This window comes from Nonomuraea sp. NPDC049400, from assembly GCF_044466425.1.
In the GTDB taxonomy this organism is placed as follows: domain Bacteria; phylum Actinomycetota; class Actinomycetes; order Streptosporangiales; family Streptosporangiaceae; genus Nonomuraea.
Genome location: NZ_JBITMP010000022.1, coordinates 1 through 16835, shown reverse-complemented (window position 1 = coordinate 16835; position 16835 = coordinate 1). Strand labels below are relative to the sequence as shown.

The 16835-nt window shown below is 69.2% G+C and carries 15 protein-coding genes; 5 read left to right on the top strand and 10 right to left on the bottom strand.

Annotated features, from left to right (window positions below; translation table 11 throughout):
* Window positions 1–19: 19 nt before the first annotated feature.
* The 5 genes from ptsP to ACIBVN_RS31045 all read right to left on the bottom strand — a co-directional run bounded on the left by ptsP (window position 20) and on the right by ACIBVN_RS31045 (window position 3782).
* Window positions 20–1687 carry a phosphoenolpyruvate--protein phosphotransferase gene (gene ptsP, locus ACIBVN_RS31065; protein WP_397142405.1) on the bottom strand — a complete coding sequence of 556 codons (1668 nt, stop codon included), beginning with the start codon at window positions 1685–1687 and terminating at the stop codon, window positions 20–22.
* On the bottom strand, window positions 1684–1944 hold the full coding sequence (locus ACIBVN_RS31060; RefSeq protein WP_397142403.1) for an HPr family phosphocarrier protein: 261 nt from the start codon (window positions 1942–1944) through the stop codon (window positions 1684–1686). The genes ptsP and ACIBVN_RS31060 overlap by 4 nt, the downstream gene beginning before the upstream one ends.
* Before the next feature lie 83 nt (window positions 1945–2027).
* Window positions 2028–2468: a PTS glucose transporter subunit IIA gene (locus ACIBVN_RS31055; protein ID WP_397142401.1), complete on the bottom strand. Its 441-nt coding sequence runs from the start codon at window positions 2466–2468 to the stop codon at window positions 2028–2030.
* A gap of 10 nt (window positions 2469–2478) precedes the next feature.
* Window positions 2479–2715, bottom strand: coding sequence for a glucose PTS transporter subunit EIIB (locus tag ACIBVN_RS31050; RefSeq protein ID WP_185071009.1), 237 nt, complete (start codon window positions 2713–2715; stop codon window positions 2479–2481).
* A gap of 32 nt (window positions 2716–2747) precedes the next feature.
* Window positions 2748–3782 (bottom strand): SIS domain-containing protein, encoded by a 1035-nt coding sequence (locus ACIBVN_RS31045; RefSeq protein ID WP_397142399.1) that lies wholly within the window; start codon window positions 3780–3782, stop codon window positions 2748–2750.
* A gap of 114 nt (window positions 3783–3896) precedes the next feature.
* Here ACIBVN_RS31045 and ACIBVN_RS31040 point away from each other — a divergent pair, with 114 nt between their 5' ends.
* The 3 genes from ACIBVN_RS31040 to ACIBVN_RS31030 all read left to right on the top strand — a co-directional run bounded on the left by ACIBVN_RS31040 (window position 3897) and on the right by ACIBVN_RS31030 (window position 6636).
* On the top strand, window positions 3897–4637 hold the full coding sequence (locus ACIBVN_RS31040) for a GntR family transcriptional regulator (protein ID WP_397142397.1): 741 nt from the start codon (window positions 3897–3899) through the stop codon (window positions 4635–4637).
* 28 nt (window positions 4638–4665) lie between these two features.
* Window positions 4666–5979: a PTS transporter subunit EIIC gene (locus tag ACIBVN_RS31035; protein ID WP_397142395.1), complete on the top strand. Its 1314-nt coding sequence runs from the start codon at window positions 4666–4668 to the stop codon at window positions 5977–5979.
* A gap of 228 nt (window positions 5980–6207) precedes the next feature.
* Window positions 6208–6636 carry an Rv3235 family protein gene (locus ACIBVN_RS31030; RefSeq protein ID WP_397142393.1) on the top strand — a complete coding sequence of 143 codons (429 nt, stop codon included), beginning with the start codon at window positions 6208–6210 and terminating at the stop codon, window positions 6634–6636.
* A gap of 64 nt (window positions 6637–6700) precedes the next feature.
* Here ACIBVN_RS31030 and secA read toward each other — a convergent pair whose 3' ends face one another.
* On the bottom strand, window positions 6701–9490 hold the full coding sequence (gene secA, locus ACIBVN_RS31025) for a preprotein translocase subunit SecA (RefSeq protein WP_397142391.1): 2790 nt from the start codon (window positions 9488–9490) through the stop codon (window positions 6701–6703).
* 222 nt (window positions 9491–9712) lie between these two features.
* Between secA and ACIBVN_RS31020 the strand changes: the two genes are divergently transcribed.
* Together ACIBVN_RS31020 and ACIBVN_RS31015 are read left to right on the top strand one after the other, a co-directional pair.
* Window positions 9713–9973: an HGxxPAAW family protein gene (locus ACIBVN_RS31020; RefSeq protein WP_349447071.1), complete on the top strand. Its 261-nt coding sequence runs from the start codon at window positions 9713–9715 to the stop codon at window positions 9971–9973.
* 416 nt (window positions 9974–10389) lie between these two features.
* A complete protein-coding gene (locus ACIBVN_RS31015) occupies window positions 10390–11583 on the top strand; it encodes a winged helix-turn-helix domain-containing protein (protein ID WP_397142389.1) in 1194 nt (397 codons plus the stop codon).
* Window positions 11584–11711: 128 nt separating this feature from the next.
* On the opposite strand, the gene ACIBVN_RS31010 is transcribed toward ACIBVN_RS31015, so the two are convergent.
* From ACIBVN_RS31010 to ACIBVN_RS30995, 4 genes are all read right to left on the bottom strand, one after another.
* The gene (locus ACIBVN_RS31010) at window positions 11712–12410 is read right to left on the bottom strand and encodes a response regulator transcription factor (RefSeq protein ID WP_344996617.1); all 699 of its coding nucleotides are present in this window, start codon (window positions 12408–12410) and stop codon (window positions 11712–11714) included.
* Window positions 12411–12581: 171 nt separating this feature from the next.
* Window positions 12582–13250: a ribosome hibernation-promoting factor, HPF/YfiA family gene (gene hpf / locus ACIBVN_RS31005; protein ID WP_397142386.1), complete on the bottom strand. Its 669-nt coding sequence runs from the start codon at window positions 13248–13250 to the stop codon at window positions 12582–12584.
* Window positions 13251–13879: 629 nt separating this feature from the next.
* On the bottom strand, window positions 13880–14563 hold the full coding sequence (locus tag ACIBVN_RS31000) for a ComF family protein (RefSeq protein ID WP_397142384.1): 684 nt from the start codon (window positions 14561–14563) through the stop codon (window positions 13880–13882).
* Between the two features lie 358 nt (window positions 14564–14921).
* On the bottom strand, window positions 14922–16724 hold the full coding sequence (locus ACIBVN_RS30995; RefSeq protein ID WP_397142382.1) for an LpqB family beta-propeller domain-containing protein: 1803 nt from the start codon (window positions 16722–16724) through the stop codon (window positions 14922–14924).
* Window positions 16725–16835: the final 111 nt, after the last annotated feature.

Below are 16835 nucleotides of genomic sequence, written 5' to 3'. Positions count from 1 at the left end.
CTTTCCCGGATCGGACGTTCTACAGGCCCAGCCGGTCGAGGCCGGGCAGATGCACGCGGGCCGCCGCACGCGCGTAAGCCGCCGTCGGCTGGGCCCGCGCGGCCTCGGCGGCGCGGCGGCACTGGTCCAGCGTGTGCGCGGCCAGCACGGCGCGTACGGCGGGCAGCGCGGCAACTCCCATCGACAGCGTCGAGACCCCGAGCCCGACCAGCACACACGCCAGCGCCGGGTCGGCGGCCGACTCGCCGCAGACGCCGCACGGCTTGCCCGCCTGCGAGGCGGCGGTCGCCGTCATGGCGACCAGGTCGAGCAGCGCGGGCAGCCACGGGTCGTGCAGCGCGCTCAGTGCGCCGGCCTGGCGGTCGGCGGCGAAGGCGTACTGGGCGAGGTCGTTGGTCCCGATCGAGACGAAGTCCACCCGGGCGAGCAGGTCCCGGGCCCGCAGCGCGGCCGACGGGGTCTCGATCATCACGCCCACGTCCCGCAGGCCCCTGGCCCGGCACTCCTGCGCGAACCACCCGGCCTCCTCGGCCGTGGCCACCATCGGCGCCATGACCTGGAGCCCTGGGGACGCGACGGCCGCCAGCGCGCCGAGCTGCGCCTCCATGACGCTGGGGAACCTCCTGAACCTGCGCAGCCCCCGCTCCCCCAGCGCCGGGTTCGGCTCGGCCGGCGCCGACAGGAACGCCAGCGGCTTGTCGGCGCCGCCGTCCAGCGTGCGCACGACCACCTTGCCGCCGGGGAACGCCTCGAGCGCCGCCCGGTAGGCACGCCGCTGCTCCTCGGCGGAGGGCGGCTCGGTCCTGTCGAGGAAGAGGAACTCGGTCCGGTAGAGCCCGACGCCCTCGGCGCCCGCGCTGACGGCGTCGTCGAGTTCGGCGGGGCCACCGATGTTCGCAAGCAGCGGAACCGCGTGCCCGTCGGCGGTCCTGCCGGGACCCTTCACCGCGGCGAACGCGGCCTGCCTCGCGGTGTCCGCGCCGACCGCCTCGGCCACGTCGGACTCGGCGGGCTCCACGCGCACGTCTCCCGAGGTGCCGTCGGCCATCACCCGCACGCCCGGCGGGATGGCCGTCGCGCCCCCGCAGGCCACGACGGCGGGCACGCCCATCGCCCTGGCGATGATCGCGGTGTGGCTGGTGGGCCCGCCCTCCTCGGTGACGAACGCGGCGACGTCCTGCTTGCGCAGCAGCGCCGTGTCGGCGGGGGCGAGGTCCCTGGCGACCAGCACGTACGGCTCCGCGGGCGCGATCGGGAGCCCCTGCATGGCGTGCCCGTAGAGCAGCGCGATCACGCGGTCCCTGATGTCGTCGAGGTCGGCGGCGCGCTCGCCCAGGTAGCCGCCGGAACCGGCCAGCACGTCCCGGTACTTCGTGAAAGCCTCGAAGATCGCTCTGGGGGCGGCCAGGCCGCGGTCGATCAGTGTTCGCACCTTGACGACCAGCCCGGGGTCCTCGGCCATCAGCGCCTGGGCCTTGAGTATCTCCTCCGCCTCGCCGCCCGCCCGGTTGCCGCGGGCCTCCAGCTCGCCCGCGACCTGCGTGAGCGCGACCATCGCGCGCTCCTTCTCCTGATCCGCCTCACCGGTGTAGGTGGCGCCCTCGGGGGGTTCGGGCACGGAGACGGTCAGCACGTAAGCGGGGCCGTGCCCGATGCCCGGGCTGACCCCCACCCCCCGCAGGTTCATGGCGTACCGGCGATCTCGGCCAGCTCGTCGAGGACCTCTTCCGAGCCCTCGCCCTCCGCGCTGATCACGACGGTCTCACCCTGCCTGACGTCCAGCGCCATGATCGCGAGGATGCTCTTGCCGTTGACCTTCTCCCCGCCGTGGGACTTCGTCACCGTGATGTCCATGGGGGCCTTCTTGGCCCGCTGGACGAACGTCGCGGCGGGACGGGCGTGCAGCCCCACCTCCGCGGCCACGGTGACCTTGCGCTCACCCATTACTCCTCCTTCAGTGCCGGTCCAGACCAGCCGGACCTTCTTCGTGACAGCGCCCGTTCATTGTGACGCCTCGGCCGCCGTGGCTAGTCCCATCGGAAAAGCTCGTCTCCCACATGAACTGCCCCCTCCGCGACCTCGCTCACGGACTCGGCGTCGAGGGCCACGACGGGGCAGACGGGAGAGCGCCCGCCCGCCTCGATGAGCGCGGGGTCCCACGCCACGACGGGCTGCCCGGCGCTCACCCTGTCCCCCTCGGCGGCGAGGAGCTGGAACCCCGCGCCCTTGAGCTGGACGGTGTCGATTCCCAGATGCACCAGCACGCCCTTGCCGTCGTCCCCGACGATCACGTACGCATGCGGATGCAGTTTCATGATTTTTCCCGCTATGGGGGCTACGGCCTTCCCCGGCCCCCTCAGCGGATCGATCGCCGCTCCCGGCCCGACGAGCCCCGCGGAGAACACCGGATCGGGCACGGCGGCCAGCCGCACAGCCTCCCCCTCGACCGGGGCGAGAACAGTCGTCATGATCTCGCCCTTAGCCGATGATGTCCTCGATGTCGCTGGCGATGGTGTCCGCCTCCGGCCCCACGACGACCTGGACCACGTTTCCCGCGGCCATCACGCCGTGCGCGCCCGCCGCCCTGAGCGCGGCCTGGTCGACTTTGGACGCGTCATGCACCTCCGTGCGCAACCGGGTGATGCAGGGCTCGATCTCGATGATGTTGTCGGCCCCGCCGAGCCCGGCGATGATCGCGTTCGCATCCGCCGCCATCCGGCCTCCCTAGCTTTTGTGACCAGGTTAAATCAGTCGGTCTGGGTGACTTTGTTCAGTCCGCGCGGCGCGTCAGGGTCGATGCCGAGCCTGCGGGCCAGCGCCTCGGTGAGCAGTTGGCCCGGCACGATCAGGCCCATGGGCGCCACCCATTCGGGCAGGTCGGGGCCGTTCAGCGCGGCCGTGCCCGCCCGTGCGAGCGCCTCGCCGCCCCCGATCGTGTACGCCGCGGCGCCCGCGGCCACCACCCGCTCGGCCAGCGCGACCGTGCCGGGCAGCGTCGGGCTGTTCTGGGCGGCGACCAGCAGCGCCGGGGTGTCGGCGTCGACCACGGCGATGGGGCCGTGCAGCAGGTCGGCGTAGGACAGGCCCATGGCGTGCAGGTAGCACGCCTCCTTGAGCTTCAGCGCCGTCTCCAGGGCCGTCGAGAACGCCAGCCCGCGCCCGGACACGACGACGCCCGGCTTGTCGAACAGCCCCTCGACCACGGCGTCCAGATCGCCCGGCTCGGTGATCAGCTTCTCCACCGCCTCAGGCACCCGCCGCAGGTCGTCCGCGTCCACGTCGGCGCCCAGGCCCAGCGCGAGCACGGCCAGCGCGGCGAGCTGCGTCGTGTACGTCTTGGTCGCGGGAACGGCCTTCTCCTCCCCGGCGACCGTGCACAGAGCGACGTCGGCGGCCTGCGCGAGAGGGCTCTCCTCGCCCCCGTTCGTGATGCCGACGGTCCTGGCCCCGCAGTCCTTGGCCCAGGCCAGCGTCTCGACGATCTCCTCAGTGCGCCCCGACTGCGAGATCGCGACGGCCAGCACCCCGTCCAGGTCGAGCCGGCGCTTGTAGGTCGTCGCGATCGAGGGTGCGGCCAGCGCGGCCAGGCGGCCCGCGTGCGATTCGACCAGGTAGCGCCCGTACACTGCTGCGTTGTCGGAGGTGCCCCGCGCGATGAACAGCAGCTGGCGAGTCTGCTCGCCCACCGCTCTCACCTCGCCGACCCTCGGCAGCAGGGCGTCCAGCGTGGCCCGCAGCGCGGCCGGCTGCTCGGCGATCTCGCTGCGCATCTTCGTGGTCATCTCGGGCTCTTTCCTTGTGCGGACTTGACCGTCTTTCGCGACATGTGGTCTAGTCCGGACTAGACCAGTACGAACCATAACCCATTGCCCAGGTCAGATACGAGGGGAGGATCCGTGGCGCACATCGATCCGGACAGCCCGGTGCCCAAGTACTTCCAGCTTCGCGAGATCCTGCTGGACCTCATCGACAGCGACGAGCTCAGCATCGGGGCGGCCATCCCGTCCGAGCGCGAGCTCTGCCAGCGCTTCGGACTGTCCAGGATGACCGTGCGGCAGGCCGTCGACCACCTCGTGTCCGAGGGCCGCCTGCACCGTGTGCCCGGCAAGGGAACGTTCGTCGCCCGGCCCAAGATCGAGCTGGCGCTCCAGCTGACGTCGTTCACCGACGACATGCGGGCGCGAGGCATGGTCCCGGGCTCGCGCGACCTCGACCGCCGGATCGTGCGGGCCAGCGCCCATCTGGCCAAGGAACTGGGGATCCAGCCGGGCGAGGAGGTGCACTTCATCGAGCGGCTGCGGACGGCCGACGGGGAGCCACTGTCCATCGAACGGGCCCACATCCCGGTCAAGCTCGCGCCCGACCTCGGTTCCCTGGATCTGTCGGATAAATCGCTGTATGAGCTGTTGGAGAGCCGCTACGGCCTGGTCATGGACGCCGGCGAGCTCACCATCGACGGCGGCATCGCCGACCCGAGCGACGCCGACCTGCTGAAGCTGCCCCGCGGCGGCGCCGTACTGCTGCTGCAGCGCAGATCGTTCGCCGGGGGCGTCTGTGCGGAGCTGGGCGTGTCCACGTATCGTGCGGACCGCTACCAGCTACGCACCATCCTGGAAATGCCCGTAAGACGGGGCTGAGGCCTCACCCGGCTCGGAGGAACGCCCGGTGAACGAGACCACCGCCGCCCGGCCTTCGCCGTTCGCTCGCGTGATGACCGTGCTCCAGCGGCTGGGCCGCTCCCTGATGCTGCCCATCGCCGCCCTGCCCGCGGCCGCTCTGCTGCTGCGCTTCGGGCAGCCCGACATGCTGGGCTCCAACGGCGCCGAGCCGGGAGGCCTCGCGGACGTGGCCGGGTTCGCCTGGATGAACCAGGTCGCCGAGGTGCTGGCCGCGGCCGGCGCGGCGCTGCTGGAGAACCTGCCGCTGCTGTTCGCCGTGGGGGTGGCGATCGGCTTCGCCCGGAAGTCCGACGGCTCCACCGCGCTCGCCGCCGTGGTCGGCTACCTGGTCTTCGACCGGGTGAGCAAGGTGATGTTCTTCGGCTCGGACATCAGGGACACCGTCCTCATCAAGGAGGTCCAGGCCCAGGGCGTCAAGGAGGTCATCGACTACGGCATGCAGAACCCGACCAAGGTCCTCGGCGGCATCGTCATGGGCCTGGTCACCGCACTGCTCTGGCAGCGTTTCCACCGCATCAAGCTGCCGTCCTGGCTGGCCTTCTTCGGCGGACGCAGGTTCGTACCGATCATCACCTCCATCGTGGCGCTGGTCATCGGCGTGCTCTTCGGCTGGCTCTGGCCGGTGCTCGGCGACTGGATCCGCCACGCGGGCGAGGCCCTGACCTCGATCGGCCCGATAGGGACCGGCATCTACGGCCTGGTCAACCGCCTCCTGATCCCCCTCGGCCTGCACCACTTCGTCAACTCGGTCGTCTGGTACGTGGTGCCGCAGTGCGAGGTCGGCGGCCGGGTGCTGGGCGGGGACTGGAACTGCTACTTCGGCGGCGCCCCGCATTCCGGCCAGTTCATGGCCGGCTTCTTCCCGATCATGATGTTCGCCCTGCCCGCCGCCGCGCTGGCCATGTGGCGCGCGGCCCCGGCGCACCGCCGGGCCACGGTGGGCGGCATCATGCTGTCTGCCGCCCTGGCGTCGTTCGTCACCGGGATCACAGAGCCGATCGAGTTCGCCTTCATCTTCGTGGCGCCCCTGCTGCTGGTGGTGCACGCCGTACTGACCGGCCTGGCCATGGCCCTGACCACCCTGATCGGCGGCCAGCTGGGGTTCGGCTTCTCCGCGGGCCTGCTGGACATGCTCCTGAACGCCAGCAAGTCGAATACCGAAAATCTGCCTGGAATCCTGATATTGGGTGTCGTTTACGGTGTGGTGTATTACGTGGTCTTCACGTTCCTCATCCGCAAGCTCAACATCATGACCCCGGGCCGCGAGCCCGAGCCGGACGTCGATTCGGGCGAAACATAACCGCCACCTCTGCTCGACCTGAACGGTTTGGGGCGGCCCTCAGACGGCCGGATCACGCCTGAAACCGCCATACAAGCCCCACACCAGGGATCCAACTTCCGGCAACCTTCCCCACCAAACCCGGACGAACTCCGGAGACGCTCGGAGAAGTTGGCGGCATTTGTATTCCTCAGCCAGACCGAAAACTCCTTGAAGCGATTGTTTCTTCGCCCAAGAGTTGGAGGATGCGTGTCACCAGCCCCCCGCTTCGGCATCACCCCAGAGCCCTCGAACGACGTAGAGCAGCCACCCGAGACCCACGGCGCCCTGGCCCTGGACCCGCGCCCCCTGGTGTGGGGACCGCCAGGAGCCATCCCCGACGAGCGCAAGCTGCGCCACCTGGGACAGGCCCTCGCCGAGGTCCTGGCGGGGCGGCGTCCGCCGGAGACCGTGGCGGACAAGCTCACGGTCCGCGCCTACCGCGAGCTCGTCCGGGCGGGGCAGATGATACAGACGGCCAGGCCGCCGTTCGCCGGAAGCGTGCACGTCAAGGAGCCCCGGGACGGCGCGGTGGAAATGTGCCTCCTCATCCATTGCGGCGAGCGCAACCACGTGCTCGCCGTACGCCTCGAACGGAGAGGCGTCCAATGGCTCTGCACAGACTTCGAAACGGCATAGAACTTCGAAGCGGCAATGGCAAAAAGAGAGACCCCCACCCGAGGTGGGGGTCTCAGAAGAGCTGTCAGGCCGCGTTCTTGGGATCGCCGTGGCAGCGCTTGTACTTCTTGCCGGAGCCGCACGGGCAAGGCGCGTTACGCTCCACGTTGCCGTAGGCCGCGCGCTCCGCCTGGGTCGTGCGGACGCGGGTGTGCTCGACCTCGCCCTGCTCGCCGGGCGCCGAGTATTCGAGCTCGGCGGGCCGCTCGGGCCCGCGCAACCCGCGCGCGATGATCGAACGAGTCTCCGCGAGGACCGCGTCCTCTTCCTCGACGATCGGGTTTTCCTGGACCTCCACCTCGAGGTTGAACAGGAACCCGACGGAGTCCTCCTTGATGCCGTCGAGCATCGCGGCGAACATCTCGAAGCCCTCGCGGGCGTACTCGATCTTGGGGTCCTTCTGCGCGTAGGCCCGCATGCCGATGCCCTCGCGCAGGTAGTCCATCTCGTAGAGGTGCTCGCGCCACTTCCGGTCGAGGACCGAGAGGATCACGCGGCGCTCCAGGTCGCGCATGGTCTCGGGGCCGAACTCCTCCTCGCGCCTGTCGTACGCCGCGAGCGCGTCGGCCTTGACCTTCTCGGTGATGAGCTCTGCGGACAGCTCCTCGCGCGAGCCGGCCTCCTCGACGAGGTCGTCGATCCTGACCGAGACCGGGTAGAGCTCGCCGAACGCCTTCCACAGCTTGTCGAGGTCCCACTCCTCGGCGAAGCCCTCGGTCGTGGCGCCCTGCACGTAGCCCTCGATCACTTCGCCGATGAAGCCGCGCACCTGCTCGTGCAGGTCGGCGCCCTCCAGGACGCGGTGGCGCTCGGCGTAGATGACCTTGCGCTGGCGGTCCATCACCTCGTCGTACTTCAGAACATCCTTGCGGATCTCGAAGTTCTGCTGCTCGACCTGGTGCTGGGCGGAGGCGATGGCCTTGGAGACGATGCCGGACTCGATCGGCTGGTCGTCGGGGATGCTGAGCCTGTTCATGATCATCTCGACCCTGGCCGAGTTGAACAGGCGCATGAGGTCGTCGCCGAGCGACAGGTAGAACCGCGACTCGCCGGGGTCACCCTGACGGCCGGAACGACCGCGGAGCTGGTTGTCGATGCGGCGCGACTCGTGCCGCTCGGTGCCGAGGACGTAGAGGCCGCCGAGCGCGGTGACCTCGTCGTGCTCGGCCTTGACCGCCGCCCTGGCCTTCTCCAGCGCCTCCGGGTAGGCCTTCTCGTACTCCTCCGGCGTCTCGACCGGGTCGAGCCCGCGCTGGCGCAGCTCCAGGTCGGCGCGGAACTCGGAGTTGCCGCCGAGCATGATGTCGGTGCCTCGACCGGCCATGTTGGTGGCGACGGTGACCGCGCCCTTGCGCCCGGCCTCGGCGATGATCGACGCCTCACGCGCGTGGTTCTTCGCGTTGAGCACCTCGTGCGGCACGCCGCGGCGCTTGAGCGCCTTGGACAGCCGCTCCGACTTCGCCACCGAGGTGGTGCCGACGAGGACCGGCTGCCCGGCCTCGTAGCGCTCCTTGATGTCCTCGACCACCGCGTTGAACTTGGCGTCCTCGGTCTTGTAGACCACGTCCGCCTGGTCCTTGCGGACCATCGGCCGGTTGGTGGGGATGGGGACGACGCCCAGCTTGTACGTCTGGTGGAACTCGTTGGCCTCGGTGGCGGCCGTACCGGTCATGCCGGCGAGCTTCTTGTACAGGCGGAAGTAGTTTTGCAGGGTGACCGTGGCGAGAGTTTGGTTCTCGTCCTTGATCTTCACACCCTCTTTGGCCTCGATGGCCTGGTGCATGCCCTCGTTGTAGCGGCGCCCGTGGAGGATGCGGCCGGTGAACTCGTCGACGATCAGCACCTCGCCGTCGGCGACGATGTAGTCCTTGTCCTTCTTGAACAGCTCTTTCGCCTTGAGCGCGTTGTTCAGGAAGCCGACCAGGTGGGTGTGCTCGGGCTTGTAGAGGTTGTCGATGCCGAGCCAGTCCTCGACCTTCTCGACACCCGCCTCCAGGACGCCGACCGTGCGCTTCTTCTCGTCGACGATGTAGTCGCCGGTGCTCTCCTCGCCCGGGTTCTTCGCCTCGACGCCCCGGCGCAGCCGCGGCACGATCTTGGCGAACTCCTGGTACCACTTGCCCGACTGCTCGCCGGGGCCGGAGATGATCAGCGGCGTGCGGGCCTCGTCGATCAGGATCGAGTCGACCTCGTCGACGATCGCGAAGTTGTGACCGCGCTGCACGCACTCCTCGAGCGACCACGCCATGTTGTCGCGGAGGTAGTCGAAGCCGAACTCGTTGTTGGTGCCGTACGTGATGTCGGCCTCGTACTGCTTGCGGCGCTCGTCGGGCTGCTGCCCGGCGATGATGCAGCCCACCTCGAGACCGAGGAAACGATGGATGCGCCCCATGGTCTCGGCGTCACGCTTGGCCAGGTAGTCGTTGACCGTGATGACGTGGACGCCCTTGCCGGAGATCGCGTTGAGGTACGCCGGCAGCGTACAGGTGAGCGTCTTGCCCTCGCCGGTCTTCATCTCCGAGATGTTGCCGAGGTGGAGATTGGCGCCGCCCATGATCTGCACGTCGTACGGCCGCTGGCCGAGCACGCGGCGGGCGGCCTCGCGCACGGCCGCGAACGCTTCGGGAAGCAGATCGTCGAGCGTTTCGCCGTCGGCATGGCGCTGCTTGAATTCGTCCGTCAGCGCACGCAACTCCGCGTCGGACAGGCTCGTGAAGTCGTCCTCGATGGAGTTGACCTGGTCTGCGATCCGCTTGAGCTTGCGCAGGGTCTTACCTTCGCCGGCACGTAGGATCTTGTCGAGAATGGCTGCCACTTTATGTAAAGCTCCTCGCAGGTCTACCCCGGCGGCGCCGCCAGGAGGAGAGGCCGAGACAAACTTCCCCGTTGCCATCGTAGGCGGTTCCGCAACCAGACACAGCCACCGTGACGACGAGGGCGCCTGACCTGTCTGGGAGAATGGGGCAAGGCAGAGGGTATGCCGGTTGAGGCCGGCTCGCACCAATAAGCGCGATAACCGGCAAAGGAAGGATTAGCCATGGTTGAGGAGACGAAGTCGGAGCATTCGGAGAATCTCGGCAGCCACGGCGGTCGCGCGTCATCGTGGCTGGCGGTGACCGTGATGCTGGTGGGCACCGTGGTGGCCGGCTTCGGCCTGACGGCCGCCAACTGGACGCTCGTCTGGATCGGCGCCGGCGTGTTCGTCGTGGGCGGCGTCCTGGCCCTCGTCTTCGACATCTTCACCGACGTCGTGATCGACGCGCCCCGCGTGGGCATGCGCTCTGAAGATCACCGCTGACGCAGGCATCGCCGAGCGGGCACCCGCCCCAACGGGTGCCCCGCCCCTGATCCCGGCCCGGATTCCAGGGCGTGCACCCTGACCCGGCTCCGGATCCCGGGACGCGCACCCTAACCCGGATCCCGGCTCCGGATCCCGGGGCGTAGACCCGACCCCGGCTCCGGATCCCGGCTCCGGGCCCTGGGGCGTGACCCCGACCTCGGCTCCGGATCCCGGGCGTGTCCCTGGCGCTCATGCTTTGCCCGCCGTCGCCCCCGGCGCGGGCGTCCACATGCCGCCGCGCCGGGCGTGCCGGGGATGTCCACATGCCTGCCCCCTGAGCGGACGACTGAGCGCAGGGCCCCGGTACGAGCGCCCGTTCTTGTCGGTCGTCGCCGCTACATTGCCCGTATGCATCGCCGTACGGAATCGCAGCCATGACCGGTGTCACCGACCTCACCCCCGACGAGGCGCGCCGGATCATCCTGCGCTCGCAGGGCCTGATCGGTGCCGACGCCCGCAAGGGCGGCGTGCACGCCATGCTGCGCAGGCTGGGCGCCGTGCAGCTCGACACGATCTCGGTCCTGGCCCGCTCCCACGAACTGGTCGCGTACGCCCGCCTGGGCGCGGTGGGCAGGCCCAAGATCGAGCGGGCCTACTGGCACAACCCCGCCCAGAGCTTCGAGTACTGGTGCCACGCCGCCTGCATCCTGCCCATCGAGCACTGGCCGCTCTATTCGTTCAGGCGCCGGGCATACCTCAAGCGGCGCTACCGCTGGCACGAGGTCCCCGACGGCGTCGACAAGCTGCTCGCGCAGGTCCGCGAGCAGGGCCCGCTCACGACCTCCGACGTCGGCGGCGCCAAGAACGGCGGCCCGTGGTGGGACTGGTCAGACTCCAAGATCGGGCTGGAGTGGCTGCTCGACATCGGCGAGCTGGTCTGCAGCCGCCGCGTCGGCTGGCGGCGGGTCTACGACCTGGCCGAGCGCGTGGTCTCCGCCGACCTGCTGGCCGAGGACCTCTCCGACGAGGAGTGCATCGCACGCCTGGCCGCCGTGGCGGGCCGCTCGCTGGGCGTGGCCAACCGGACCGATCTGCTCGACTTCCTCCGGCTGCGGGGCGAGCAGGCGGCCATGCTCGACGAGATCCTCCTCAGCGGCGCCGCGGGCCTGGTGCCCGTGACGGTCACGGGCTGGCCGGGCAAGAAGGGCAAACCCAACGCCTGGGCGGATCCTGCGGCCCTGGAGTCCGAGCCGCGCGGCCGTCACCGCACGACGCTGCTGTCGCCGTTCGACTCCCTCATCTGGCACCGCGGCCGCACCGAGCGCGTCTTCGGCTTCCAGTACACGCTCGAGCTCTACGTCCCCAAGCACAAGCGCGTCCACGGCTACTTCACGATGCCGGTGCTGGCCGGCGGCCGCCTGATCGGCCGCGTCGACCCGGCCCGCGAGGGCACCACCCTGGTCATCAAGCAGCTCCACCTGGAGCCGGGCCTTTCTGCCGTCAAGCGGGCCGACGACTTAAGGGACGCCCTGTGGTCGGCCGCCGAGTGGGTGGGCTGCGAGGCGGTACGCGTCGAACGGGCCGACCCGCCGGAGCTGGTCCCATACTTGGCTCAGCCAGTACGGTGACGTGAGTTCGCTCCCGAGTCCAGGAGTGGCGCCATGTCCGAGATCTTCGACTGGGTGCGCGAGGAAACACTGGGCAGCGGGCCGATCCGCATCCGGCTGGACTGGGATCGGCTTCGCCCGTAACGCGGCTAGGTGATCTCCAGCATGCGCTCCCGCACGGCGTACACGACGGCCTCCATCCGCGAATGCAGCTGGAGCTTGTCGAGGATGTTGCGCACGTGGTTCTTCACCGTGTTCTCGGAGATGAACAGCTGCTTGGCGATCTCGCGGTTGTTCATCCCCTTGGCCACCAGCCGCAGGACCTCCATCTCGCGGTCGGTCAGCCGGGGCACGGGAAGCTGGGGCGGGCGCTCGGCCTCCTTGCGGCTCATGTTCGCGAACTCGCTGATGAGCTTGGCCGCCATCGCCGGGTTGATTAACGACTGGCCCTCGTGGACGCCCCGCACAGCGGCCGGCACGTCGTTGATCTGGACGTCCTTGAGCAGGTAGCCGGTGGCTCCCGCCTTGATGGCCTCGAAGAGATCTTCTTCCTCGTCGCTCACCGTCAGCATGATGATGCGGGTGCTCGGGACGGAGGCCTTGATGCCCTTCGTCGCCTCGATCCCGTCCTGCCGTGGCATGCGAACATCCATGAGCGCGACGTCGGGCATGAGACGATCGGCCAACTCGACCGCCTCCTGCCCGTCGCTCGCCTCACCGACCACCTCGATGTCGGGCTCAGCGGCCAGCGCGAGCGCCAGGCTCCGCCGGATCAGCTCGTGATCGTCAACGATCAGCACGCGGATCGGCTCGCTCGCTGACGGGCGAGCCTCGCCGGACTCGGTCACGAGGCCTCCTTGGGGTGCCTCGCGACCGCCTTACCCTCGCTTCGCTCGCTCATCTGAACCTGACTGAGCTCGCTCACGTCTCCTCCTCGTCGGGGGGCCAGAGCCGTTGAACCGCCATGATGGCACGTGGCCGCGGTTCTCGGGTGGTCGAGAAGATCTTTTAGCGCGCGATCAGGGCTCTACGAGCCGCAACACGCCGTAGTTGTAGCCGCGTCTGCTGTAAACGACACACGGCTGGCCGCTCTCCTTGTCACGGAACAGGTAGAAATCGTGTCCGACCAGCTCCATCTCAAGGAGGGCCTGGTCGATGGTCATGGGTTCCGCCTTGTGGAACTTCTCCCGTACGACGAGCGGCCCTTCACCGTCCATCTCTATCGGGACGATGTCGTCGTAGCGCTGGTCGCGCTGCACCAGCTCGTCCTCGTCGGGCTCGGCCTGCTGCTTGGCGGCGGTGGGCTCCGTCCGTGGCGCCAGGTCGGCGACGTCGGGGAGCGTCGCGGTGATCTCCGCCACAGAGGGCGGGCAGTGGTTGCCGTGATGAACCTTGCGCCGGTCGGCCAGTCGCCTGAGGCGGCCTTCCAGCTTGTCGAGTGCCATGTCGAGGGCTGCGAATCGGTCGTCGGCCGAGGCCTCGGCGCGGATGGCCGGTCCTCGGGAGTGAATGGTGAGCTCGACGCGCTCGCGCTGGTCCGCGAGGCGCGGATTGCGTTCCTTCGACACCTCCACATCGACTCGGATGAGTTTGTTGTCCAGACGTTCGATCCTGGCCAGCTTGGTCGTCACGTGGTCTCGGAACCGATCACTAACTCCTGTGTGCCGGCCCTTGACGATGATGTCCATGCAACAGCCCCCCTTTCGGTCTAACGACTGAGCAAGAGCGTCCGACGACGTGCATGTCGGACGAGGTCTTCTGTCTGCCTTTCTGTCACCGTTACCCTCTTCCGACTCTGCGTCCCCGGGAACTCAGGCGGCACCCGCCCGGCCGACCTGGTCTTCGACCCCACATCCGCCTGCTGAGGGTTTCGCAGCTCTGTCGCCACTACTGCCCTTCTCTTCTGGCGAGGGACATCTGGACCCTCGGGAAGGCAGGACTTACCCCTAAGCCGCACCGTGATCGGTCGACAAAGAGTCGCCTTACGTGGACCGTTTTGCCTGCGGCTGGCATCGGCTAGCAGAGCCGGGATCCCCGACCCTGCGCAACCACGGACCCGAACGGGTGCCATGTCAGAACGCTATCCGTATCCAGGAAGAATGTCAGCCGGAGGATCGGCCAAAGGATCACGTACCGTGACTTTCCCGAGGTCTTCGGATGGCCCTCTATGCCCTATTTAACCGATCGGCAACCCTTATGGGTGCGGGACTCCTGTCCGTTGAACAGCGCCACCCCGGCCCTCGGGCAAGTGACATGTGACCTCCAGGTGAGGGTCATGATTTGGATCTTTCTTTACGCACCGTGACCGTAATCCTTTTCAAGATCTTCGGCGTGTCGCGGCCACGGTCACCGCCAGCGGCACCCGCACCCCTGCCGACCGCAGCGCCCTGGCGGCTTCGACGAGGGTCGCGCCGGTCGTCACGATGTCGTCCAGGAGGAGCGCACAGGCCGCTGGAGGGCCTTTCGCGGTCTCCGGGACCTGGAGTGACCCCGCGAGGTTGGAGCTCCTCTCAGCGGAGCTCAGCCCCGCCTGGTCGGCGACCCGCCTCCCCTGGCTCAGGGCGGACCAGGTCTCGGCCCGCACGCCGAACGCCCGCAGCTGCGCCGTGACCAGCACCGCCAACCGCCCGACCGGATCGTGCCCCCGATGCCGCCGCGCCCGCCGCCCGCTGGGCACCGGCACCACCGCGAACGGCCGGTCCGCCCAGGACGCCCCGGTGCCGGTGATCGCCCTCACGACGGTGAACGCCGCCGCCTCCGCCAGCACCCCCGCCAACGCCACCGCGCCGCGCTCCTTGTACGCCACGATCGCCCTGCGCACCGCGCCGTCGTAGGGGGCCGCGGACCAGCAGTCGGGCAGACCGCGCGGTACCGGCTCAGGCAGCCGCCGCGCCGGGGCGCCGATGAGCTCGGCCAGGCACGCCGGGCAACACCGCGCCCCTCTGGCGCCGCACCCGGCGCAGGCTTGAGGCAGGACGAGATCGAGTACGGCGCTCAGCACGCGACCCAGGATGCCGCCCGCGACCGACAATTTCCCGGCACCACCAGCGCCTTCCACTGCGCCGCCACCGAAGGGTTCCACGCGCCCGCTGGGGAGCCGGCAAGCACGGGGCGGTCGGTTGTGGGGCAAGGCGTGGGCGAGCGCACAGGGCAAGGTTCAAGCACGGGCTAGCCGCAAGCAGAGGCGCAGGGCGCAACCGCAGACCCAAGGCAAGGCGGCGGCGTGGGCGAGTGCAGGTCACCGGCGCACGGGCAGGGCGCGAGGGAGCGACGCAGGCACAGGACGCGAGCGCGGGCACCGGAGCGCGAGCGCAGGGCTCAGGCACAGGGTCGCAGGGCGCAGGGAGGCGGGAGGTGGGTCAGCCGAGGGGGAAGAGGGGGGAGCTGGCGTCGGACTCGATCTTGACGGTCCAGGTCTGGCGGTCCTGGTTGAGCTCGATGATCTTGGTGCCCTGGTCCGTCGTGGCCGCCGCCAGCACCCGATCGTCCAGCGCCGCCACCGACTGCAGCTCATCCTTCAAGGGCACCCCCACAACCTCCCCGTCCCCCACGTTGATCTCGTTGAGCTGCATCTGCCCGGCCTTGCTCTCCACCAGCACGAGCAGGTGCTCGGAATCGCTCCAGGCGATGTCGCGGATCTTGTTCCCCACCTCAGTGGTGGTCAGGAACTGGAAGTTCCCCAGCATCGTCCCCGCCGCCCCGCCCGTCAGCGCGCCGATCTGGACGGTGTTCTTCGCGGTCACCACCGCCACCCGCACCCCGTCCCTGGCGATCCTGAGCTGGGTGACGTCCAGCCCCCTCAGCTGGGGGGCCGCCACCCGTTCTGGGCCTCTCCCGCTGGACGGGTTGTACCGCAGCAGGACGGCATTCTGCTGGTCATAGGTCCATAGGGAGCCGTCCTGGTGCCAGGTCGGCGGGGTCAGCTTCGCGCCCGGGATGACCTCCTGCCAGCGTCCCCCCGCCGCCAGCCCGGCCACCGAGATGCCGGTCGAGGTCCTGGCGGCGATCTGCGACCCGTCCTTGGACAGGGCGAAAGCCGAGTAACCCTCGCGCTGCTCCCCCGCCGGACCCGGCACGGTGCCCGCGGGCCCGTCCTTGCCCATGTAGTGGACGGCGCCCTTGCTGACGTAGTACGCGGTGTCGCTGCCGCCGGCCAGCCAGTCGTCGTCGGAGTCGGGCCGGTCGATGGAGTACGGCTCCCCGTCCACCTGGATCTCGATGACGCGGCCCTTGGCGATCTCGTTCTTGTTGAGGCTGTACCTGATCTGGGCCTTCAGGGCGGCCTCGGCGGTCAGGTCCAGAATGTCGATGGGTCCTGAGAGGTTGATCATCACGCGCTCCTCCGACCTGATCGACTCGATCTTGGTGCCGGGCGGGAAGCTCGTCGTCACCGCTCCCTGCAGGGCCGCGGTCGGGCTCTTGAGCAGGCGTTCCAGGATGGTCTGCGCGTAGGTCTCCGTCGGCTTCAGCCGCAGGCGCACACGGTCGACGACCAGCCGGTCGTGCGCGGGTCCCGCCACGTAATAGAGGTTCGTGGCCCGGTACGCGCGCGTCACGTCGGAGTTGGTGAGGAGCAGCCCGTTCGGCAGGCTCTTGACGAGATAGCCTTCCCCTTCGACCTTCACGAGCTCGAACGTGCCCTCCCACGGGGCGGCCGTGGGGACGTACGAGTCGTCCTCCTTGATCTTCGCCACCCATCGGCCCTTGAGCGTGACCTTCTCCACCGAGCCCGTCCCGTCGCGCGGCGCGAACTCGTACCCGTCCTCGATCACCGTCACCGGGCCCGAGGCGTTCCACTTGGCCCGCGCCTCGGGGGTCAGGTACTTCGGCAGGATGCTCGGGTCGTCGGCGTAGGCGGCCATGGCCGCCTGCAGGCCCCTGACGGTGTCCTCCGGGCCCCAGGTGCGCTGGGGCGGGATGGCGATCATGCGCTGGAACGGCTTGCTCAGCGGGTCGCTGCTGCCCGTCTCGTTGACGGTGAGCGGGCCGGTCACGGGGATCACGGTGCAGCCGGAACCCGCAAGCACCATGGCCGCCACGATCGCGGCCACCGCGCCGAGCCGCCGCGCTCTCACCCGCCGCCCCCTTGCCGCGGCGGCGCCGAGCCACCACACCGTCGCGAGCCGCCCCCTTGCCGCGACGGCGTCGTGCCACCAGACCATCGCGAGCCGCCTAGTCCCAAGACCACTTAGTTAGCGATTTCGTGGTGTCGTCAAATCGGCGGAAACAGCAACAGAGCCCCTGCTAGAACAGTGTCGACCAAGATCACAGTT